General features: G+C 70.7%; 23 protein-coding genes and 2 pseudogenes. 7 read left to right on the top strand and 18 right to left on the bottom strand.

Annotation, left to right across the window (positions count from 1 at the left end; translation table 11 throughout):
• Positions 1–95: 95 nt before the first annotated feature.
• The 6 genes from Q8791_RS29455 to Q8791_RS29430 all read right to left on the bottom strand — a co-directional run bounded on the left by Q8791_RS29455 (position 96) and on the right by Q8791_RS29430 (position 7,018).
• Positions 96–2,198, bottom strand: a complete 2,103-nt coding sequence (locus Q8791_RS29455) for an iron ABC transporter permease (protein ID WP_330095115.1) — start codon at positions 2,196–2,198, stop codon at positions 96–98.
• Positions 2,195–3,244, bottom strand: coding sequence for an iron-siderophore ABC transporter substrate-binding protein (locus tag Q8791_RS29450; RefSeq protein ID WP_330095114.1), 1,050 nt, complete (start codon positions 3,242–3,244; stop codon positions 2,195–2,197). The genes Q8791_RS29455 and Q8791_RS29450 overlap by 4 nt, the downstream gene beginning before the upstream one ends.
• Positions 3,241–4,119, bottom strand: a complete 879-nt coding sequence (locus tag Q8791_RS29445) for an ABC transporter ATP-binding protein (protein ID WP_330095113.1) — start codon at positions 4,117–4,119, stop codon at positions 3,241–3,243. The genes Q8791_RS29450 and Q8791_RS29445 overlap by 4 nt, the downstream gene beginning before the upstream one ends.
• Positions 4,120–4,319: 200 nt before the next feature.
• Positions 4,320–5,237: a helix-turn-helix domain-containing protein gene (locus tag Q8791_RS29440; protein WP_330095112.1), complete on the bottom strand. Its 918-nt coding sequence runs from the start codon at positions 5,235–5,237 to the stop codon at positions 4,320–4,322.
• Positions 5,238–5,445: 208 nt separating this feature from the next.
• Positions 5,446–6,201 (bottom strand): ABC transporter permease, encoded by a 756-nt coding sequence (locus tag Q8791_RS29435; RefSeq protein WP_330095111.1) that lies wholly within the window; start codon positions 6,199–6,201, stop codon positions 5,446–5,448.
• Positions 6,191–7,018: an ABC transporter ATP-binding protein gene (locus tag Q8791_RS29430; protein ID WP_330095110.1), complete on the bottom strand. Its 828-nt coding sequence runs from the start codon at positions 7,016–7,018 to the stop codon at positions 6,191–6,193. The genes Q8791_RS29435 and Q8791_RS29430 overlap by 11 nt, the downstream gene beginning before the upstream one ends.
• Positions 7,019–7,078: 60 nt before the next feature.
• On the opposite strand from Q8791_RS29430, the gene Q8791_RS29425 reads away from it, so the two are divergent.
• On the top strand, positions 7,079–7,717 hold the full coding sequence (locus Q8791_RS29425; protein WP_330095109.1) for a TetR/AcrR family transcriptional regulator: 639 nt from the start codon (positions 7,079–7,081) through the stop codon (positions 7,715–7,717).
• Between the two features lie 30 nt (positions 7,718–7,747).
• On the opposite strand, the pseudogene Q8791_RS31900 reads toward Q8791_RS29425, so the two are convergent.
• Together Q8791_RS31900 and Q8791_RS29420 are read right to left on the bottom strand one after the other, a co-directional pair.
• A pseudogene (locus Q8791_RS31900) lies at positions 7,748–7,912 on the bottom strand (BTAD domain-containing putative transcriptional regulator); the annotation flags it as partial.
• Between the two features lie 175 nt (positions 7,913–8,087).
• A complete protein-coding gene (locus Q8791_RS29420) occupies positions 8,088–8,645 on the bottom strand; it encodes a TetR/AcrR family transcriptional regulator (RefSeq protein WP_330095108.1) in 558 nt (185 codons plus the stop codon).
• A gap of 118 nt (positions 8,646–8,763) precedes the next feature.
• On the opposite strand from Q8791_RS29420, the gene Q8791_RS29415 reads away from it, so the two are divergent.
• Complete coding sequence (locus Q8791_RS29415) at positions 8,764–9,813, top strand: zinc-binding dehydrogenase (RefSeq protein ID WP_330095107.1); 1,050 nt, start codon at positions 8,764–8,766, stop codon at positions 9,811–9,813.
• Between the two features lie 224 nt (positions 9,814–10,037).
• Here the strand turns inward: Q8791_RS29415 and Q8791_RS29410 are convergent, their stop codons facing one another.
• Positions 10,038–10,616 carry a TetR/AcrR family transcriptional regulator gene (locus Q8791_RS29410; RefSeq protein WP_330095106.1) on the bottom strand — a complete coding sequence of 193 codons (579 nt, stop codon included), beginning with the start codon at positions 10,614–10,616 and terminating at the stop codon, positions 10,038–10,040.
• Positions 10,617–10,716: 100 nt separating this feature from the next.
• Between Q8791_RS29410 and Q8791_RS29405 the strand changes: the two genes are divergently transcribed.
• Positions 10,717–11,793, top strand: a complete 1,077-nt coding sequence (locus Q8791_RS29405; protein WP_456238165.1) for an alpha/beta hydrolase — start codon at positions 10,717–10,719, stop codon at positions 11,791–11,793.
• Between the two features lie 332 nt (positions 11,794–12,125).
• On the opposite strand, the gene Q8791_RS29400 is transcribed toward Q8791_RS29405, so the two are convergent.
• The 5 genes and pseudogenes from Q8791_RS29400 to Q8791_RS29380 form a co-directional block, all read right to left on the bottom strand.
• Positions 12,126–12,407 carry a hypothetical protein gene (locus Q8791_RS29400; RefSeq protein WP_330095105.1) on the bottom strand — a complete coding sequence of 94 codons (282 nt, stop codon included), beginning with the start codon at positions 12,405–12,407 and terminating at the stop codon, positions 12,126–12,128.
• Positions 12,408–12,416: 9 nt separating this feature from the next.
• The gene (locus tag Q8791_RS29395) at positions 12,417–12,731 is read right to left on the bottom strand and encodes a hypothetical protein (protein ID WP_330095104.1); all 315 of its coding nucleotides are present in this window, start codon (positions 12,729–12,731) and stop codon (positions 12,417–12,419) included.
• Positions 12,732–12,859: 128 nt separating this feature from the next.
• Positions 12,860–13,042, bottom strand: a pseudogene (locus tag Q8791_RS29390) (BldC family transcriptional regulator); the annotation flags it as partial.
• Positions 13,043–13,232: 190 nt separating this feature from the next.
• Positions 13,233–13,460 carry a hypothetical protein gene (locus tag Q8791_RS29385; RefSeq protein WP_330095103.1) on the bottom strand — a complete coding sequence of 76 codons (228 nt, stop codon included), beginning with the start codon at positions 13,458–13,460 and terminating at the stop codon, positions 13,233–13,235.
• A complete protein-coding gene (locus Q8791_RS29380) occupies positions 13,457–13,942 on the bottom strand; it encodes an ATP-binding protein (RefSeq protein WP_330095102.1) in 486 nt (161 codons plus the stop codon). Before Q8791_RS29380 ends, Q8791_RS29385 begins: the two co-directional genes overlap by 4 nt.
• Before the next feature lie 239 nt (positions 13,943–14,181).
• Here Q8791_RS29380 and Q8791_RS29375 point away from each other — a divergent pair, with 239 nt between their 5' ends.
• Together Q8791_RS29375 and Q8791_RS29370 are read left to right on the top strand one after the other, a co-directional pair.
• Positions 14,182–14,982 carry a helix-turn-helix domain-containing protein gene (locus tag Q8791_RS29375; RefSeq protein ID WP_330095101.1) on the top strand — a complete coding sequence of 267 codons (801 nt, stop codon included), beginning with the start codon at positions 14,182–14,184 and terminating at the stop codon, positions 14,980–14,982.
• Positions 14,983–14,984: 2 nt separating this feature from the next.
• Positions 14,985–15,155, top strand: a complete 171-nt coding sequence (locus Q8791_RS29370) for a DUF397 domain-containing protein (protein WP_330095100.1) — start codon at positions 14,985–14,987, stop codon at positions 15,153–15,155.
• A 120-nt stretch (positions 15,156–15,275) separates the two neighbouring features.
• On the opposite strand, the gene Q8791_RS29365 is transcribed toward Q8791_RS29370, so the two are convergent.
• The 3 genes from Q8791_RS29365 to Q8791_RS29355 form a co-directional block, all read right to left on the bottom strand.
• On the bottom strand, positions 15,276–16,052 hold the full coding sequence (locus tag Q8791_RS29365; RefSeq protein WP_330095099.1) for a protein kinase family protein: 777 nt from the start codon (positions 16,050–16,052) through the stop codon (positions 15,276–15,278).
• A gap of 7 nt (positions 16,053–16,059) precedes the next feature.
• Positions 16,060–16,935, bottom strand: a complete 876-nt coding sequence (locus Q8791_RS29360) for a radical SAM protein (RefSeq protein ID WP_330095098.1) — start codon at positions 16,933–16,935, stop codon at positions 16,060–16,062.
• A gap of 369 nt (positions 16,936–17,304) precedes the next feature.
• Positions 17,305–17,742, bottom strand: a complete 438-nt coding sequence (locus Q8791_RS29355) for a hypothetical protein (RefSeq protein WP_330095097.1) — start codon at positions 17,740–17,742, stop codon at positions 17,305–17,307.
• Positions 17,743–17,784: 42 nt separating this feature from the next.
• Here Q8791_RS29355 and Q8791_RS29350 point away from each other — a divergent pair, with 42 nt between their 5' ends.
• Positions 17,785–18,087 carry a hypothetical protein gene (locus tag Q8791_RS29350; protein ID WP_330095096.1) on the top strand — a complete coding sequence of 101 codons (303 nt, stop codon included), beginning with the start codon at positions 17,785–17,787 and terminating at the stop codon, positions 18,085–18,087.
• Positions 18,084–18,272 carry a hypothetical protein gene (locus tag Q8791_RS29345; RefSeq protein WP_330095095.1) on the top strand — a complete coding sequence of 63 codons (189 nt, stop codon included), beginning with the start codon at positions 18,084–18,086 and terminating at the stop codon, positions 18,270–18,272. Before Q8791_RS29350 ends, Q8791_RS29345 begins: the two co-directional genes overlap by 4 nt.
• A gap of 53 nt (positions 18,273–18,325) precedes the next feature.
• Here Q8791_RS29345 and Q8791_RS29340 read toward each other — a convergent pair whose 3' ends face one another.
• Positions 18,326–18,724, bottom strand: a complete 399-nt coding sequence (locus Q8791_RS29340; protein WP_330095094.1) for a hypothetical protein — start codon at positions 18,722–18,724, stop codon at positions 18,326–18,328.
• Positions 18,725–19,620: the final 896 nt, after the last annotated feature.

Here is a 19,620-nt window from a genome sequence, read left to right as displayed (position 1 = left end):
GACCGGGCGGTCGTGCGCCCGTGACCGTGCTCCGGCGTGTGCCCCGGGGTTCGGGGCCGGACGGTCCTCGGGCTCGCGCGTACGGACACGGGGGGTCATGTGCGGGAGCGGCGCAGCAGCCAGACGAGGTAGGGGGCACCGACCAGGGCGATCATGAGTCCGGCCGGCATCTGGGACGGTGCGATGAGTGTGCGGCCGAGGGTGTCCGCGACACAGACCAGCAGTCCGCCCACCAGCATCGCGACCGGAATGCTGCGCCCGTGCCGGGCGCCCACCAGCGCACGGGCGAGATGGGGCGCCACCAGTCCGACGAAGCCGACGACCCCGACCGCGACCACGCTGACGGCGGCGAGGACCGCGGCGACGGTGAGCAGCGCCAGCCGCGTCCGCTCCACCCGCATGCCGAGGATGCGGGGGGTGTCCTCGTCGACGGCGAGGAGGTCGAGGTGGCGGGCCAGGCCGAGCATCAGCGGCGCAGCGACGAGGAGGACCACGGCGACCGGCACGACGTCCGGAAGGGTGCGCCCGTAGGTCGTGCCGGAGAGCCACGTGAAGATGCGCGGGGTCTGCCAGGGGTCGGCCCTCAGGAGCAGGAACGTCGTGACGGAGGTCAGGCTGTATCCGCACCCGATGCCGATCAGGACGAACCGGTCCGGGCGCAGCGCGCCCCTCCAGGCCAGCGCGGCGATCACGGCGAACGTGGCCAGGCCCGTGAGGACCGACATGGTGACGAGCGACGGGAGGCCGCTGGTCGGGTTCGAGGTCACGACGATCACAGCCCCGAGGCCGGCGCCGGCGGTGATGCCCAGCAGTCCCGGCTCAGCGAGCGGGTTGCGCACGGTGCCCTGGACGATGCTCCCGGCCAGGGCGAGCGCCGCGCCCGCGAGCACGGCGGCGGCCACGCGGGGAACCCGTTCGTCGAGGGCCCGGCCGATCAGGTCCGGGGCGGTCCCCCGGAGCCACAGGGAGAGGTCCCCCGTGCGCAGCCACAGGCTGCCGGCGAGGAGGCCGACGAGCACCGCCGCGACGAGCAGGGTCGCCGCGACGAGGAGGACGACGAGGAAGCGTCGCCGGGTGCGCGGTCCGGCACCCGCGCCCGGCGGTCGGCGGACCGGTCCGGCGTCGCGCAGGCGCAGGGCGAGGACCACGATGAGGAGGCCGCCGAGCACGGCCGTGGGCACGCCCGTGGGGATGGAGGCGGCGCCCTCGGCGCCGAGTATCGCGCGCAGGGAGGCGTCGGCGAGCAGGATCAGGAGTGCGCCGAGGAGCCCGGAGACGGTGACGAGGAGGAGGTGCCGACGCAGTGAGGGGATCCGTCCTGCGATCAGGCGTGCCAGCACGGGGGCTCCGAGGCCGATGAAGGAGATCGGTCCGGCCAGTGTCACCGCCGCTCCGGTGAGGAGCACGGCGCAGAGCACCGCGACGGTCCGGGTCGAGCGGAGGGGCACGCCGAGCGACGCAGCGGTGTCGTCGCCCAGGCCGAGCACGTCCAGCCGGCGGCTCAGCAGCAGTGCGGCGGCCAGCACGGCGACGATGAGCGGCATGGCGCGCAGGGAGGCGTCGATGTTGAGCTGGGCCAGGGAGCCGCTGCCCCAGGCGAAGAGGCCGGTGGTGTTCTCCTTGAACAGGATGAGCATCATGGCGGTGGCCGCGTCCAGGGCCATGGCCATGGCGGAGCCGGCGAGGATGAGCCGTGTGGTGGCCGTGCCCGCGGCCCGGCCCGCGAGTCCCAGCACGAGGGCGGCGGCGAGCAGGCCGCCGGTGAAGGCGACCAGGCCGGAGCCCCACAGGGGAACGGTGAGCCCGAAGGCGGCGACGAGGGTGAGGGCGAAGTAGGACCCCGCGGTGACGGCGAGGGTGTCGGGTGAGGCGAGGGCGTTGCGTGTGACCGACTGCAGCAGTGCTCCGGCGACGCCGAGGGCGAAACCCACGGCCACGCCGGCGAACAGGCGCGGGAGCCGCGAGCCGGTGAGCACGTGGCCGACGTGTACGCCGTCGACGTCCTCCCTCTCGCCGAGTGCGTAGCGGGCCAGGTCCCACCAGCCGACGCCGGAGGTTCCCTGGGAGAGGTGCCACAGGCCGACGGCGAGGATCGCGGCGGTGAGGGTCGCGGCGACCGCCGCCCCGGCGGTGCCGCCGCGCATGCCGATGCGCGGCAGCGGGGACCGCCGGGGCGGGGCCTGGAGTGGTGCGCTCATCCCTGGGTGAGGGCGTCGACGAAGCCGTCGATCGCCTGCTCCGTCGAGCGCGGGCCGCCGGCGCCCCAGATCCGCGGGGGGAAGGAGTGCGCGCGCTCCTCCTCGACGGCGGGGAGGGAGGTCCAGATCGGGTTCTTCTCGAGCTCCTCGACGTAGCCGCCGACTCCTTCGTCGTTGGCGTAGAAGAGGTTGGCCTCGCCGACGGCGGTGAGGCCCTCGACGTCGGTCTGCGCGAGGCCGTAGGAGGCGTTGACGCCGCCGTCGCCGTAGGCCTCGTTGATCTCGTCAGTCCAGACGGGGGTCATGTCGAGCTCTTCGCCGAGCGCGGTGAACAGGGCGCCCTCGCCGTAGGGGCGGATGGTGAGGTTGCCGCCCTGGAGCCAGCCGTCGAAGTAGAGGAAGTCCGTCGTGGGCAGGTCGACGGCGGCCACCCGGTCCTTGGCCTCCGCGAGGTGGTCGTCGAACCTCTGGAGCTCCTGCTCGGCCCGCTCGGTGCGCCCGGTGGCCTCGCCGATCATCCGGAAGACGCTGCGCATGTTCCCGATGGGGTCGGCCGGGTCGGCTCCCAGGGTGACGAGGACGGGCACGCCGCGCTCCTCCAGCTGCGCGATGATCTCGTCGTCGGCGCTGAAGGCCTCCACGACGACCAGGTCGGGGTTCTGCGCGAAGAGGGTGTCGAGGTCGGGCTCCTCGCGGCTGCCGATGTCGGTGACGCCCTCGGGCAGTTCCTCGGCGCTGACCCAGGTGCTGTAGCCCTCGGTGTCGGAGACCGCGACGGGGGTGACGCACAGGGTGAGGGCGTCCTCGACCTGCTGCCATTCCAGGACGGCGATGCGTTCGGCGGGCTGGTCGAGCTCCACCTGGCGGCCGACCCCGTCGGTCAGGGAGACCGGGTCGGTGGACGTGGCCGTGGTGTCGTCGGCGCAGCTCTCCGAGGCGGGGGCGGCGACGGCCTCGGGCTCTTCGACGCTGGTGGTGCCGCATCCTGTCGCGGCGAGGACGACGGCGGCGGAGGCCGCGGTCGCGAGGTGGAGGAGACGGGTCATGGGTGGTTCTCTCTGATCTGTTCTCGTGTGCTCGGGTGGTCCGAGGCGGTGGTGCGGGCGCGGGCCGTGTGCCGGCCCACGGGGTCGATGCGGATCCGGCCGGTCCGGGGGTCCTGTTCGACCTCGACCCGGATGCCGTAGACCTCGGTGAGGTTCGGGGTGGTGAGGACGTCGGCCGGGGCGCCTGCGGCGCGGACGCGTCCGGCGCTGAGCAGGAGCAGTGTGTCGGCGATGCGGGCCGCGTGGTCGAGGTCGTGCAGCACGACGCCGACGGCGACACCGTGGTCCTCGGCGAGGTCGCGGATCAGGTCGAGGGTCTCGACCTGGTAGCGCAGGTCCAGGTGGTTGGTGGGCTCGTCCAGCAGCACGACGCCGGTGTTCTGGGCCAGGCAGGCGGCGAGCCAGACGCGCTGCATCTCCCCGCCGGACAGCTCCCCCGCGGCCCGGTCGGCCATGTCCCGCACTCCGGTGGAGCGCATCGCGTGCTCGATCGCGTGGCGGTCCTCCGCGGAGAGTCCGGCGAAGCCGCGCCGGTAGGGGTGGCGTCCGAAGGCGACGACCTCGCTGACCGCGAGGCCTTCGGGGGTGGGACGGGACTGGGAGAAGAGGGTGACCTCCCGCGCGAACCGGCGTGCGCTGAGCAGGGACACCGGCCGCTCCGGCTGCCCGTCGCGGCTGCCGAGCGTCACCTGGCCGTCGTCGACGCGGTGCAGTCGGGCGAGCGAGCGCAGGAGCGTCGACTTTCCGCTGCCGTTGGGCCCCACCAGGGCGGTCACGCGTCCGGATTCCAGGCTCAGCGAGGCGCCGTGGACGACGGTGGTCCTGCCGTAGCTCAGGACGAGCCGGTCACCGCTCAGGGCGTGTGCGCGCGTCACGGCGCCGCACACGTCACGCGTGCCGGGTCCCCGGCGGCCGCGGCGGAGGAGGGCCGCGGCAGGGCGCGGGCGGCACCGGGAGCGGTGTGCGCGGGCCGCGTGAGCAGCGGGTTCGTCCGAGCTCGCGCGAGCTCGCCCGAGCAGGAGATTAGGTTAGCCTTCACTCACTCAGGATAGATACGGCTGCTCCGCGGCTGCAATCAGGACTTCCGGACTCCGGATACGGCATTCCGGTCAGCGGCTGTCCGGGAGGCGCCGAAGTACGTGCCCGGAGTGGTGCCCATCACGCGCCGGAAAGCGTCGATGAACGTGCTGGTCTGGGCGTACCCGAGGCGCTCGGAGGCGTCCTGCACCTCACACCCCTCGCTGAGCAGTGTGAGCGCCCGGTGGATGCGCAGTGACTGTCGCCACTGCGCGAACGACAGGCCGGTGGCGGTGCGGAAGGCGCGGCTGATCGTGCGGGGGCTGACGCCCAGGTCGCGCGCCCACTCCTCCAGGGAGCGGTCGTCCGTGGGATCGCGCAGCAGGGCCTCGGCGATCACGTCGGCCCGGGCGTCGCCGGGCAGTTGCAGGGCGAGTTGGGGCCGCGCCGGCTCCAGCACGTCGAACACGACCGCCTCCGCCCGCGCCCGCGCACCGGCCTCGATGTCGGTGCGGGCCAGGTGCAGGAGCAGTGATTCCAGCACCGGGGTCATCGCGATGGCCGTCGGGCCCCCGAAGGCCACCGGCGTGCGGTCCGGGGCGAAGAAGGCGGTGTGGAGTTCGGCCTTGGCCGTCAGCCGGCCGGCGTGCACCTCCCCCGTGGGCACCCACAGCCCGCACCCCTCGGAGACGGTGAAGACGCGGTCGCCGACTCGGGCGGTCATGGCGCCGCAGCGCACCCACACGAGCTCGTGCGCGGGGTGCGCGTGCGGTTCCCACTCCGTGGGGGCGCCCGGGACGTGCGACTCCGCGATGATGACGAAGGGCGCCGCGGCGCCGCCAGGGAGTGCGGCGGCCTGCTTCACGAGGGTGCTGGGCTCACGCCGCCAGGCCCCCAGGCCGGCTCCCCCGCCGGAGAGCGCGGGCGTCCCGGAGGAGGGACGGCGTCCGGACGGGTCGGCCTCGGTCACGCTCACGGGCGCTCCCGGCGGGCGCGGGCGGTGCGTCCCGGGAGCGGAGAGATGGACGGCATGTCCCTATTGTCGCAGGCGGCGCCGGGTGCGGCGCGCGGGGTGGGGTGCGGCGTGCGGTCGTCCCGCCGGGCCCGTGGAGGCGGCACACGGGCCCCACGGGCTTGCCGCGGCCCCGGCGGGCCCGCCCCGGCGCCGGGGCGGGGCCCTCCCCCTACCCCTGGAGTTCCTTCAGGCCCCGGCTGATGCGGACGCAGGCGAGCGCACCCGCCACCACTCCGACCGCGACGAGGATGAGCGCCGCCCGCGCGACGGTGTCGGGCTCCCCCGCGACCGCGGCCTTGAGCATGGTCACCGCCCAGTAGCCGGGGGAGGCGGGCGCGACGGCCTGCGCCCAGGCGGGCATCATCGTGATCGGGGCCAGGGCTCCGCCCAACGCGCTCACGGTCAGCGCGCCGACGTCGCAGATGGCCGCGAGTTCTCCGTGGCTGCGCACGACGCCGGCCAGGGCCACGCCGATGGCCAGCAGGGCGAAGGACCACACGCAGACCGCCGCCAGGATCAGCGCGAAGGACCCGGTGACGGGCATGTCCACGACCTGGGCCCCGAAGACGATGAGGATCGTCTGTTGCACGACCAGCAGGACGAAGACCGGCAACGCCTTGCCGATGAGCATCTCCACGACCGAGACCGGGGTGACCCGCATCCGGTTCCAGGTCCGCCATGTGCGTTCGGTCAGCAGGGCGGTGCCCACGACGGACAGGGAGAGCACGGAGAACATCACCAGCATGCCGATGACCGCCTGGGCCTCACCGCCGTGGGGAAGCGCGGCCCTGTAGAGCGGGCTGAAGACGAGCATGAGCACCATCGGCATGACCAGGTAGCTGATCAGGTGGCCGGGGTCGCGCAGCCGGAGCGTGGTGTTGTGGCCCACCAGCAGGGCCAGGCGGTGGGGGAGGTTAGTGCGCATGGGCCACCGCCTGGTAGAGGTCGTCGAGGGTGGGCTGGCGCAGGTCCACCGAACGCACGGGCTTGGTGGCCTCGACCAGCATCCGGGCCAGGGTGGCGGTGGGGTCGGTCGTGGGGACGCGCATCTCCTCGTCGTCGAAGGTGAGGCGGACCTCTCCGGGGAGTCCGTGGAGCAGCTCGCCGGCCTCGCCCCTGGCGATGACCCGCCCCTGGCGGGCGACGGCGATGCTGGCCCCCAGTTCGGTGAGCTCGGGAAGGTAGTGGGTGGTGTAGACGACCGTCGCCCCGGTCCGGGCGCGGTCGCGTACGACCTCCAGCAGGGACTGGCGGGTCTCGGGGTCCACGCCCGCGGTGGGTTCGTCCAGGAGGAGGAGCGCGGGCTTGTGGACCATCGCGGCGGCGGCCTGGACCCGGCGCTGCTGGCCGCCGGAGAGGATGCCGACCCTGCGGTCGAGGAAGTCGGTGAGCTGGAGGGCCTCGGCGATCTCGGTGACCGCCCTGCCGAGCTCGCGCCGGCGCAGCCCTTGCAGTCCCCCGAACAGGCGCAGGGTCTCCCGGGCGGTGATCGTCGGGTACAGCGCGATGTGCTGGGGCGCGAGCCCGAGGAGGCCGCGTGCGGCGCCGGGGGCCCTGCCGTCGACGAGGACCCGTCCGCCGTCGGGGCGCAGAAGCCCGGAGACGATCTGGGCGAAGGTGGTCTTGCCGGCCCCGTTGTGCCCGACGAGTCCGACGATCTCCCCCGGCCGGGCGACCAGGGTGAAAGCGTCCAGGGCGTTGACCGACCCGTACGCCTTCACCAGACCTAATGCCTCCAACATGCCGCAGCCACCCATTCTGTTCGGTGTAAAGAATCATTGTCTATGGCGTAAAGTATGGCCATGGGAAAGATAAATCAAGAAAGACGGGAAGAGATCCTCTCCGCCGCTCTGCGCATCGCCGAGAACGGAGGTCTCGCAGCCATGTCGATGCGCGCGATCGGGGCCGAGGTCGGCTTGACGCCGATGGCCCTGTACGGCTACTTCGCGAGCAAGGACGAGCTCCTGGACTGGCTGGTCGGCCGGGTTCTGCAGGAGGTGCCCCCGCCCGACCCGCGGGCGCACTGGCCCGAACGGCTGCTCGCCTGCGCCCGCGGGGCCAGGGCGGCGGCGCACCGGTACCCGCGCACGTTCTCGGTGCTCCTGAACAGGCCCGTGGTGCTACCGGAGGCGATACGCGCGGTGGACCCCCTGTACGGCGCGCTGATGGACGCGGGGATCCCCCACGAGCGGGTGGCGGGCTGGGAGCGCATGTTCAGCACGTTCGTGCTGGGCTTCGCCGTCTCGGAGGTGAGCGGCCGTTTCGGGGAGGGCAACCTCGGGACCCGGGAGCGGCGCGAGTGCCTGGACCCCGGGGAGCTGCCGGCGCACCACCGCCTGGGAGAGGTGCTGGACCTCCCTGTCGACTGGGACGCGGAGTTCGAGGAGGGGCTGGCGAGACTGGTGGCGATGATCGAAGAAGAGGGCGCGGGGACCGCCTGAGGCAGCGGGCATCCGCGGGGCCTCCAGCGCCTCGGCCGTTCTCCCGCTGCGGCACAGGGCGACCATGAGGTGTTCGTGCAGCTTCTCCCGTGCGGGGAAACGGGCGGTCATCCGGTGGAGCTCGCCGACGACCATGGAATGCCGTCCGAGGTTCAGTTCGAGTTCGATGAGCCTTCCGCAGGCGGCGTCCCGCTCCTCGTCGAGCGCCCCGGCGGCAAAAGGTCAGGGCATCCCGAGCGCGCATTTCCACGCTCGTGAAAACACGCTCCCGGCATCTCCTCCCCCGGACCTGGTACGTGCTCCGAAGGGCGCCCGCCGTTCTTCGTGTTCCCGGCCCTCGCAGGCCCCGGCCGCCGGACGGCCGATGCCCTCACCGTCGGGGCGGCGCCTCGGCTCGGACCAGGGATCGCGCCAGGTCGGCGCTGTGCGACAGGGTGTCGATCGGGAGCGGCTGCGTGGCGAGTGCGCCCTCGTGCAGCACGAGGAGCCGGGTGGCGAGGGCCGTGGGGTCCGGGCAGCCCGCCGCGACGGCGAGTTCCCCGAACAGGTCCAGCAGCCACAGCTTCTGGTCCGCGGCGATGCGGTGCGCGGGATGCGCGGGGTCGGGGAGTTCGGCCAGGGCGTTGATGAACGCGCATCCGCGCGTGTTGGTCTCGCTCCAGGTCCGCAGTGCGTCGAAGGGTGCGGTGACGGCCTCGACGGGGTCGTCGCAGGCGTCGACGGCGGCGCGGACGAGGGCGCGCCAGCGCTGGTCGCGCTCGGCGAGGTAGAGCTCCACGAGGCGGTCCTTCGAACCGAACTGGTTGTACAGGGTCCGCTTGGTCACGCCCGAGTGTTCGGCGATCAGATCCACTCCGACCGCGGTGATCCCGCGGTCGTAGAACAGCTCCGCGGCAGCTTCCGCGATACGGCGGCCTGCCGGCGACACGGGCCGGGCTTCCTGCATCGGACACCCTCTCTGTTCGGTCCACGGTGGCATGGGTTTACAGATCAGTGTACCGTGGAAGAAGTTCACCGATCGGTATAACCAGGAGGAGGTTCAGACGATGAGTGTGGCCGAGACCATGCGCGCGGTGCGGATCGCAGAGCACGGAGGACCGGAGGTCCTCCGACTGGCGGAGGTGGCCGTGCCCGCGCCGCAGGCGGGAGAAGTACTGGTCCGGGTCGGCGCGGTGGCGCTGAACAACACCGACCTGTGGACCCGGGAGGGCGCCTACGGCCGCCCGGGAGACCCGGAGGCGCTGTCGGGCTGGCGGGGCCCGCTCGACTTCCCGCGCATCCAGGGCGCCGACGTGGCCGGCCGCGTCGTCGCAGTGGGCGCGGGCGTGGACGAGGGCCTCGTCGGCCGCAGGGTGGTCGTCGACCCGGCGATCTACGACGGCGACGGGCCGGACGCGAACCCGGTGGGCCTGATGGGGAGCGAGCGCGACGGGGGCTACGCCGAATACGTGACCGCCCCGGCCGGGCACGCCCACGACGTGACGGAATCCCCGCTCACGGACGACCAGCTCGCCGCGCTGCCGACCGCCTACGGCACGGCGCTGGGCATGATCGAACGGGGCCGGATGCGGGAGGGGGAGACCGTCCTGGTCTCGGGGGCCTCCGGGGGCGTCGGCCTCGCCCTGACACAGATCGCACGTGCGCGCGGTGCGAGGGTGATCGCCATCAGCAGCGGGTCCAAGATCGACGCGGTGCGCGAGGCGGGCGCACACGAGGTCCTCGACCGCGCACGGGACGTCGTCGGGCAGGTCCGCGCCGCCGCCCCCGAGGGCATCGACGTCGCGCTCGACGTCGTCGCCGGGGACCTGGTGAGCGAGGGGCTGCCGCTGCTGCGCGAAGGCGGCCGGTGGGTCATCGCCGGAGCGCTCGGCGGGTACGGCGCGACCTTCGACGTGCGCCGCCTCTACCTGCACAACGCGCAGGTGATCGGCTCCGCGATGCACACGCCCACGCACTTCGGCCTCCTCATGGACCTGGCCCGCCGGGCCGCGGTGCAGCCCGTCATCGCGGCGACGTTCCCGCTGGAGCAGGCCGCCCGGGCGCAGGAGGAACTCGCCCGCAGGGGTCACGTGGGGAAGATCGTCCTGCACCCGTAGAGGGCACGCGCCCTGGTCGGCGGTCGCGCCACCTCGCGCACGCAGGCCGCCGACGGACCCGGGCACGGGCGTGCCCGGGGCGCGGGTGGGGTCGGGGCGCGGGTGGGGTCGGGGCGGGACCGGGGTCGAGGCTGTCGATGTCGAAGGTGACCGGGCAGGAAGGACAACGGGCTCCGCGTCCGGGCGGGGCCCGTTGTCACGCCGGTCGGTTCTCGGAGCTCATCTCATTCGGGCTCCCGATCACCCTCGAACGCCGCCAACGAGGCGATGAAGCGCTCGGCCGCGGCGTCGACCTCGGCGGTCGGGGTCAGCAACCTTTGCAGCAGGAGTCCTCGCAGACCCGCGGTCGCGATGATGCTCTGCCGCCTGGCGTCGGTTTCCGTGGCGCCGTCGCGACGAGCCGCCGCTTCGAGAAGGTGCGCCAGGCCGTCGATGTCGACGACGAGCTCCTGGAACGCGTCGCGTTCATAGACCGCGAGCCCGACCAGGTGGAAGAAGGCATGGGTGCGGTCTTCGTGCGCGGGGTCCGAGTAGAAGTCCCAGATGGCTCCGCACAGGGCCGCGAACCCGAGTTCGTCGCTCGTCTCGGCGATGACGAGGTTGTCGCGGCGGCGCGCCTCCGCCAGCACAGCACGCAGCAGACCCGGCCGCGACCCGAAGTGATACGTCAGCAACGTGTGGTGCACACCGAGCCGCTCCGCTACCTGGCGCATCGACAGGTTCGGGCTGGGGCCGTTCCCGCCGAACTCGTCGAACAGCGCCTCCAGCAGACGCGTCTTCCCTTCCCCCACCGGCGATCTCACGTTGCCTCCGTTGACAGTTTCACCACTGTTGAGTACGTTACCGCACAGTCAACTCACCACTGTTGAGGACAATGGGCCGCCGTCCGCCGGTGGAGGTCCGGTGACCGATCCATGGTTCGTGTCGGCCACCGGCATCGACGCCGACACCCTCGGTCCGGACGAGACCGCCGGGACGATCCGCGCCGGGACGCAGGCCGACATGGCCGCCCGGCGACAGGGCCCGCCCCACGACCCGAAGGTGTTCGCCGATCCGGACACGGCCGCCCCCCGTCCTCAAGAGCGGGCACACCATGAAGGGAGAAACCCGATGAGCGGGATATTGCACGGCTGCCTGCAGGACACGGAGTACCTGGAGGTGACCGCCCGGTCAGGGCACCGCTACGGCGTCTGGGTGACCACACCCCCCGGGTACGCGGACTCCACGGATCCCCTACCGCTGATCTACGTGCTGGACGGCAACTGGACGGTCGGCCTCACCGCGCCCCTCATCGTCACCCAGGCGGACCCGTATCTGACGATCGCCCCCTACATCCAGGTCACCGTCGGGTACACCGGTGAGGAGGCCGCGGCCTGGGCACAGATTCGCAACCGCGACCTCGTGCCGCCGGGGGAACCCCTCGGTGACGACATGCTGGCCACCCTCACCGCAGCCCGCGAGTCGGGCGCGATGACCCAGGAGCAGATCGACGCCTACCTCGCGGAGCTGGAGGAAGCCCGCGCCGACGTCTTCCTCGACTTCCTGACCGGCGAACTCCACCCCCACCTGCGCTCGAAGCTGCGTGTCAGCGAGTCCGGGCACGGCCTCTTCGGCTACTCCTACGGAGGTCTTTTCGCCCTCTACGCATGGCTGCGCGAGACAGGACTCTTCGCGAGCGTCGGTGCGGGCAGCCCCGGTGTGGCCAGTGCGGACAGCCAGATCTTCACCCTCGTCGAAGCCCTGCCAGAACTCGGCGAGGACGCAGCCGCTCCACGGCTGCACATCACGCTGAACGAAGCCGAGCTGCTGGGAGAGGTTCCGTTCTATCGCGGCATGGCCCGTCACGTCCTTGCGACGCTGGAACAGCTGCACACCCGGGGGCGGTCGGAGCAGGTTTCGAAGGCGTTGTTGCAGGAGACGCACGTCACCGGGCTGCAAGCATCGTTCCTCAGCTATCTGAAGACATGCCACAGGCGCTAAGGGCTCATCTCGCGTGGTGAGCGGGGGCGGGGCAGTGTGCCGCAGGAGGGGGACGCGGGCTGCCTCCCCCTGGGCGGCCAGCCCCGACAGCACGGCGATGGCCGCCACCATCGTGCAGAGCTCGGCCGAGCGGACGCCCGCCCACCCGGGCAGGGTCGCGGTCAGGATCGTGATGGTCGACGCGAGTCCGGGCAGGAGCACGGTCGGCCCGTGTCGGGGAGGGGGTAGGCGCCGTTCAGGAGGGCGCGTACCGCGAGTTCTGCGACCACACCGGCCAGCAGGAGGGCTAGGGCCTGAAGGCAGGTCATCGGGACCGAGGCGATGTGGGCGTCTCAAGGGGCCACGCGGTGCTGCCAGTGGCGGACCCACACGGTCAGGTGCGCGGTGTCAACGGCGTCCACCCGTTCCCGGGCGGCTTCCAGGCGGGCCTTCGCGGCGTCGAACTCCTGCTGGGCAGAGATCTGGACCAGGCGGGCCAGCCCGGCGGCGGCGTCCGCGGCGGACCGTTCCCGCAGCTCCCTCACTCCGGGGGCGACGGTCTCCGCGTAGGCCATGTACCGGGGAATGAGCGGGGTCCCGTCATTGGCATACGGGTGCCTCATCGGCATGGTCACCAGGGCCTCCTACAGGCCGTGTTCGCGGCGGGCCGCGGCGATCAGGGCGACCAGGTCGGTGACGGTGTCCGCTTCCACCAGGACGTCGCCGGGGTGTTGCGCCCACAGGCCGTCCAGGTGGGTGACCGGGACATGGCGGTGGAGGAACCCGGCGAACCAGCCCGAGTTGGCGGCCTCGATGCGTTCCAGGGCTTCGAGGTCGGTACGCACCCGGTCGGGGTCCAGGACGCGGATGGTGGTGGGTTCCGCGTCCCAGGGGCGTTGGAACTCGACGGCGGGGTGCCCGTCCATGTGGGTGGGGGTGATCTTCCAGGTGGGGGTCATCGGGGCTCCCGGGTGCGGAGGGTGGTGATCAGGGCGGCGATGTGCTCGGCGGCGGTGTGGTCCCCGGAGTCGGCGGCCAACCCCCGGGCGTGCTCCAACGCCTGGACGACCGGGCCGTCACCCGGGTTCAGGAGGTCGCTGATCTGCGCCTTGGAGAACCGGCGGTGCCCGCCGAGGGTTTTGACGGACTGGAGGCGGCCTTCCTTGGCCCATGCGGTGACGGTCTTGGGGTCCACCCGGAACAGGCGGGCGACCTCGCCGGGGGTGAGCAGGCCGTCGGAGTTGGGCGGGCCGGGTCGAGGGGCGGGCACCGGGGTCTCCGTCCAGGTGGTGGGCGGGGCCGGTCCGGGGAAGTACGACCGGCCCCGCGAGGGTGGGCCCCCGCCCCGGAGCCGGCCGGTCCCGGGGCGGGGTGTGGTGCGGCGGCGGAATCCTCCCGGGAGTGGGGGGAGGTGCGTCATCGCCGCACCGTCCGCCGGGTGTGTGTGACCCGGCGGGGCTTCATCGGAGGCGGCCCTTGGCCAACTCCACGAGGGTGGACCGCATCCGCTGGGACAGCTCGGCGGGGTCCGCGGACCTGAGCGGGGTGACCGTTGCGGGGCCGGTGAAGTAGGCCTCCCACCAGCGATCGGGGTAGGACCACCGCACCCACCAGTACGGCAGGTGGTCGCGGGTGAGGGCGGCGGCCACCTGCTGTTGCCCGCGGTCGTGGGCGGGGTTCCACTTCATGGGTTCTCCACCACCGCGCGGATCGTGAGCGGACCCATCGTGGTGCCCTTCCACTCCCAGTCCCAGTCCCAGCAGATGGCGAGCTGTTCGACCAGGTGCAGACCGGGCAGAGGGGAGAGGCGGAGGGAACCCGACCGGGGGTAGGGGATGACGGTGTCCCGGCGGGGACCGTTGTCGGTGACGGCCACCCGGATCAGGAACGGGTCGATACCGATGACGACCCGTACGTTCCCTCCGGGGTCCCCGGACCGGGTGTGCTTGTGGGCGTTCGAGACGAGGGCGACCGCGATCTGCTCGACCCGCTTCGCCACCGGGCCGGGGACCACGGCGTGCACCCAGTTGACGAGGTCGGTGGTGTCGGGTCCGTGGCCGAGGATGATGCCGTGACGGCCGGCTTCCTCGAACCGGATGCGGTGCGGGTACGGGACTCCGGCCTCGGGGGTGGGGTCTTGGGGTGACGCGGCGGTGCCGGTATGCTGCATTTGCTTCACCTCGTGTCTTTGCGGGACAGGTGGGGCTTTTGGCCTCGGAGGTCGTTAACGGCGACCGCCGAGGCTTTTTCGTGCCCGGAAGTGGCCGCCCCTTCCGTGTTCCCCCGCCGGAAGGGGCGACCCATCACGACTATGCACAACCCCAGCTCCACGGTCTATGGCAACTAGAAAACTGTCTTTCCTTGACTTTTCGAGTAGCCAAGAGTTGCGGTCTGTTGTTGAATGTTCCTATGCCTCAAGAGGTTCACCGCAAGTGGGTGCCATTCGGCAAGGAAGTTCGTCGTCGGCGCGATGAGCTGGGATTATCGCTACCCGACGTTGGACTGAGGCTCGGAGTGACCGGCTCCATGGTCGGTGCGATCGAACGCGCCACCCGTATAGCGAAACGCCAGCATGTGGACAAACTGGAAGTCCTGTTCGCAACAAACGGCGAACTTCTCCAGTTCTGGAAGGACACACGTCAAGAGGGTCGGGTTCACGAAGACTTCCGAAGCGCTCTGGCGCTCGAACGGAAGACTGTTCACATCCGGGAGTACCAATCGATCCTGTTCCCTGGATTGATCCAGACTCCGAACTACGCTCGTGTCCTGATTGAGGCACGAAACCCGCAGGCTAGTGACGACGAAGTCGAGGAACTCGTCATCGCCCGCACTGCGCGACTCCACGAGCTGATCGAACGAAGGGTCACCCTTTGGTTCGTTCTTGACGAAGCTGTACTGCGCAGGCCCATAGGGTCCCGTGACGTCCTCGTGGAACAGCTGGAGTGGGTCGAGGAACTAGTAGGCAGGGGTAGCATCCGACTCCAAGCCCTCCCGCTGGAGTCTCACCCAGGCCTGTGCGCCCCCTTCCGACTCGCGTCGCTGGATAAGCGCAGGATGGTGCTCTACGCGGAGCATGCGGTCGGGGGTGAGATCCTGGAGTCCGCGGAGCTGGTTACCGAGACGCTGACCCTCTTCAGTGCAATGCAGGCCGAAGCGCTATCGTCCCAAGCGACGCTTGAACTGGTTCAACATGTGAAGGAACCTCGGTGAATATGAACAATTGGCACAAGTCCAGCTACAGTGATGGCCGAGGCGGTAACTGCGTGGAGGTTGCGGAGGGGCCGGTCACAGGCATCCGCGACACGCAGAACCGGGAGTTGGGCCACCTCGCGGTGCCCGCCCCGGAGTGGACCGCGCTGGTGAACGCGGTGCGCGGCCGGTAACACCCCTGTACGCGAAGAACCGCACCCCGTCAATGTTGGTGACGGGGTGCGGTTCTTATGGTTCTGCGGGTTCAGGCTACCCCGGGGGCAGAACACCACCACGACCAGAGCCCCCACCCCCTACCGGGCCCCCAGGTGCTCCGCCCACGCCTCCGTAGCTGCCAGCATCGCCTTCAACCACTCCTGCTCCGGGCGGGCCTCCACCTGCCACCGGTACAAGCCCACGTCCGCCCTCGCGAACGCGGCGATGCTCTCAGGAGTCGCCTCCTTCCACCCCTCCAACTGGGACACCCACCCCTCAGCGGACTCCGGGGAGTGCTTGGCAGCGATGAGCTGAACAGCCAGACACGACGGCGTGATGACCGCTGCCCCCCGGGTAGGCCACGCCCAGTCAATGAGCCACGTCCGGTCCCCGGACAGCAGCACGTTGTCCCCGTGGATGTCGCTGTAGGTCAACGAGTCCCCGGCCAGGTGCTCCCTGTCCTCGCCGGTCGCGAACCGGTCCCAACGCGACTCCGCCCACCCCAACGCGACCGGGGGGAACGGGATCGCAGCCACACGGTTCAGGATGTCCACGACCCGCCCCAAATCGGGTGAGCCCGGCCTAAAGCTGGCCGGCCGCCCCTCGACGGCGTCGAAGCCCATCACGAACCAGTGCTCGTCCTCGGCCTCCCACCGCATTGTCGGGCTGAGGCCCCGGACGAACGGGTTGATGTCCGCCTCCCGCCTGGCGGAGTCCAGGCGCCCCCCCGGCCGGTTCGGGACCCCCTTGACGAAGAACTCCCCCCGCTCGCTTCTGATGATGAAGTTCGTGCTCCAGCTGTGCCCTTCGTTGATGGGGCGGACGTCGCTGATGTCCCCGGTGTGGGGGTGGATGAGTTCGGTGAACGGGATCATGGTGTCCTCAGTGGCGGGGGTCGCACTTACTGCCGGGGCCTCCCGGAGTGCACCAGTTGTCTGGCTCGCAGGTGACGATGGGGTTCGGCGGCGGCGGGTCGTCGTCCTTCCTGGCGGCCGTGATCTGCCGGCGGGCTTGGGCCATGTCGGGGCCGGTCAGGATATCGACCAGCTCTTCGGTGTGGACGTTTCCCGCGCCCATCCACGTGGTGAACACGCACGGGGACACCGACCCGTCCGGGGAGACTGCGGCCCGGTTGTCTCCGCACGCCCCGCACAGACCCGAGCAGTCCGGTTCCTGGCCGCTGGCGCCGCGCCCGTAGGGGCGGACGTGGTCGACGCCGATCCGGGTCACGCCGAGGGCTTCGAGTTCGTCCCGGGTCTCCTCCACCCCTTCGCCGTCGGTGGTGATGATGCCGACCCGCGTCGGGATGCCGAGGGTGAGGGCTTTGACCAGGTTGCGTCGGGTGTGCCGGTGGGACGCCGGGCGGCCGGTCATGGCGTTGTGTCGGGCGGGATCGTGCGAGTAGTAGGAGGTGGCGAGGGACATGCCGGGGCTCTGGAGCAGTGCCCACCAGGCCGGGGAGACGTGCACCAGGTTGCTGTAGGTCTCGACGTTCAACCCGCGGCCCAGGGCGTGTTCGGCTATCTCCAGGGCGTCGGGGTGCAGGGTGGGTTCCCCACCGATGAGCTGGACGTGGCGGACTCCGGTGTCGGCGGCCTGGTCGACGGTGCGCAGCCAGTCAGTGCGAGTCATGGTGCCGTGGTCGCCGTCAGGCCCGGATGCGTTGTAGCAGTGGGCGCATTCGAGTTGGCAGGCGCGGGTGAGGTCGAGCCAGATCATGCCGGGAGCGGTGATCGGTCGTTCGGGGGTGATGGTCACGCTGCCTCGTCTCGGTGAGGTGGTGGTTGGTCCATCGGGCCCTGAGCCCAACACGGACAGTAACCCGCCGTGGTGGGGGAGTCACCGGGTTGGCTGGAACCGGCCACCCCACACAAACGGCCGCCCCCACCCCCGCGACATGGGGTAACTGGTCACACCGTCGCCCCGCACGCGATGACCGAGGAGGCCACGAACCCCCACACGACGTGCCACGATTGGTCCAGCGTGTAGGCCCCGGTACCCAACGAACACCCCTGTACGCGAAGAACCGCACCCCGTCAATGTTGGTGACGGGGTGCGGTTCTTATGGTTCTGCGGGTTCAGGCTACCCCGGGGGCAGAACACCACCACGACCAGAGCCCCCACCCCCTACCGGCAGCCCCGGTGCTCCGCCCACGCCTCCGTAGCTGCCAGCATCGCCTTCAACCACTCCTGCTCCGGGCGGGCCTCCACCTGCCACCGGTACAAGCCCACGTCCGCCCTCGCGAACGCGGCGATGCTCTCAGGAGTCGCCTCCTTCCACCCCTCCAACTGGGACACCCACCCCTCAGCGGACTCCGGGGAGTGCTTGGCAGCGATGAGCTGAACAGCCAGACACGACGGCGTGATGACCGCCGCACCCCGGGTAGGCCACGCCCAGTCAATGAGCCACGTCCGGTCCCCGGACAGCAGCACGTTGTCCCCGTGGATGTCGCTGTAGGTCAACGAGTCCCCAGCCAGGTGCTTCCTGTCCTCGTCGGTCGCGAACCGGTCCCAACGCGACTCCGCCCACCCCAACGCGACCGGGGGGAACGGGATCGCAGCCACACGGTCGCTGGTGCCGTGGAGGCGCGGTCCATCCCCACGTGCGTGGGGCTCACCCGCACGGCAAGTCTGGAGTTCGAGGAGCAGGCTTCGCCCGGACCCGACGACGAGGGCCGCACCGACCGGTGTGTCGACTGCGGGTCCACCCGGGTCAGCTACGAGAACTACCTCGACCAGCTGTTCTGCTGGCCGTGCGCTGACGGGCAGGACTGGCCCAAGCACCCGCACGCCGGGCGAGAGTCCAAGGACGACAAGCCCAAGGCTCACGTCCGCCCGGTCGTGTCCGACTCGGATCTAGGCAAGGCGTTCAAGGACGCGAGCTGCTTCACGATCGACGGTCGGGGATGACGCGCGGCGTGTACGTCCCCACCACCGATGACCCACGGGTGACCGGACGCGCCCGCCTCCAGTTCATGAACAACAGCCCGGACGTCGTAGCGGAGTTCTCCGCAGATATCCCGGACGAGTACAACACCACGCTCGTCAGGGCGTTGCGCGCGCTCGCCAACGAGATCGAGTCCAACAAGGACTGACCCATACACGTCTCGGCCGCCGCCCACAGGGGGTAGGCGAGCGGCCGGGCGACTCACCACGGCGACGTCGGATTCGACACCTCAGTGTGCTCCTGACACCACGGGATCAACGCCTCCACCATGGCAGGCGCGTCCCCCTCGTGCTCCAGGGCGATCTCGCGCAACCCCGGCTCCGCGTCCTGCTCCAGCGCCCTCGTGGCAATGTCCTCACCCACCTCCGCCATGACCTCCGCCTCCTGCGGCAGATCCGCCTGACGGTACGCGTCCCACAGCCTGAGGTCCTGGCAGATGATCTGAGCGGACATCGGATCCACCGGCACGAGCGAGGGCTCCAGCTCGACAAGCGACTGCACCTCAACCTCAGACGGGGTTGGCTCCTCCACGGGAGCGTCGGCACTAGAACAGCCCGACGCCACCAGGACCACAGCAGCGCACACCACGAACAGCCTCACGACACACCTCCGGTAGGGGGACGTCGGAGCGGGCGACGCGGGACACCAGTGTGCAGCAGGAACGGGCGGAGGTGAGGGTGTGGTGGCCCAGGGACAGCCCATCGGCGACGAACAGCGCGCCGCCATCCTCGAAGACATCCGCGCCAAGAACGGGTCCACACGAGTCATAGGCGCACGACACGGAGTCAGTGACGCCAGCGTCCGCAAGATCACCAAGGACGCCGGCGAGACCGACGCCTTCTCGCGCGAAGGCACTGAAAAGGCCACGCGCGTCAGGCTGACCTCGCGGTCGCCATCGTGTTGTTGTCCGGCCTGGGGCAGAACACCCTGCCCGACGCGATCCGGCGGGTGTCGTATAAGGCTTTCACTCGCCCGATCGACGTGATCGGGGTTCCGTGACCAGCACGAACATCACCGCTCACCGAGAATGAAACAGCCCTGCCCAGGACCAGGACGGCGACCTGGACCGGATGTCCCTCGGCGGGGTATCCACGACGTCCCACAATGCCCTCCTTCAAGGGTCACGTGGTCCCAGGAGCCAGAAATCCGACTCCGAACGCAGGACACACCAAAGTACTCGGCGCGCCGACTGGGCGGACCGCGTTCCAGAAACCTTGCACGACCGCCGAAGCGCACCCGTGACCCTGAGGAATCCACCTGGAACCCCGCAGTATGATGCCAGACCGGGGAATGGGAAGGCGATCCGCGCGGATTCTCCGGTGTTACGTTCGTGCCGCGTAGCAACGCCAGGGGGTAGAGGAGGAGACGGGTATGCCGTTGGACCCGAACATGTCCGACTCCTCACGCAACGCGATCAAGGTCCTCACCGGCATCGAGGTCCCCAATGTCAGCCTCGCCAACCTCGGCCGCGCCTCCGAGGTCTACGCCACCCTGAA

Origin of the sequence: Nocardiopsis codii, from assembly GCF_036327455.1 — a bacterium.
Lineage (GTDB): Bacteria > Actinomycetota > Actinomycetes > Streptosporangiales > Streptosporangiaceae > Nocardiopsis > Nocardiopsis codii.
This window is presented reverse-complemented; position numbering and strand designations above follow the sequence as displayed.

Coding starts and splice junctions, on each gene's coding strand:
- Q8791_RS29430 (WP_330095110.1), bottom strand. CDS start 7,018: ATGTTGGAGGCATTAGGTCTGGTGAAGGCGTACGGGTCGGTCAACGCC.
- Q8791_RS29450 (WP_330095114.1), bottom strand. CDS start 3,244: ATGACCCGTCTCCTCCACCTCGCGACCGCGGCCTCCGCCGCCGTCGTC.
- Q8791_RS29455 (WP_330095115.1), bottom strand. CDS start 2,198: ATGAGCGCACCACTCCAGGCCCCGCCCCGGCGGTCCCCGCTGCCGCGC.
- Q8791_RS29370 (WP_330095100.1), top strand. CDS start 14,985: ATGAACAATTGGCACAAGTCCAGCTACAGTGATGGCCGAGGCGGTAAC.
- Q8791_RS29425 (WP_330095109.1), top strand. CDS start 7,079: ATGGGAAAGATAAATCAAGAAAGACGGGAAGAGATCCTCTCCGCCGCT.
- Q8791_RS29375 (WP_330095101.1), top strand. CDS start 14,182: ATGCCTCAAGAGGTTCACCGCAAGTGGGTGCCATTCGGCAAGGAAGTT.
- Q8791_RS29385 (WP_330095103.1), bottom strand. CDS start 13,460: ATGAAGTGGAACCCCGCCCACGACCGCGGGCAACAGCAGGTGGCCGCC.
- Q8791_RS29415 (WP_330095107.1), top strand. CDS start 8,764: ATGAGTGTGGCCGAGACCATGCGCGCGGTGCGGATCGCAGAGCACGGA.
- Q8791_RS29345 (WP_330095095.1), top strand. CDS start 18,084: ATGACGCGCGGCGTGTACGTCCCCACCACCGATGACCCACGGGTGACC.
- Q8791_RS29435 (WP_330095111.1), bottom strand. CDS start 6,201: ATGCGCACTAACCTCCCCCACCGCCTGGCCCTGCTGGTGGGCCACAAC.
- Q8791_RS29395 (WP_330095104.1), bottom strand. CDS start 12,731: ATGACCCCCACCTGGAAGATCACCCCCACCCACATGGACGGGCACCCC.
- Q8791_RS29365 (WP_330095099.1), bottom strand. CDS start 16,052: ATGATCCCGTTCACCGAACTCATCCACCCCCACACCGGGGACATCAGC.
- Q8791_RS29380 (WP_330095102.1), bottom strand. CDS start 13,942: ATGCAGCATACCGGCACCGCCGCGTCACCCCAAGACCCCACCCCCGAG.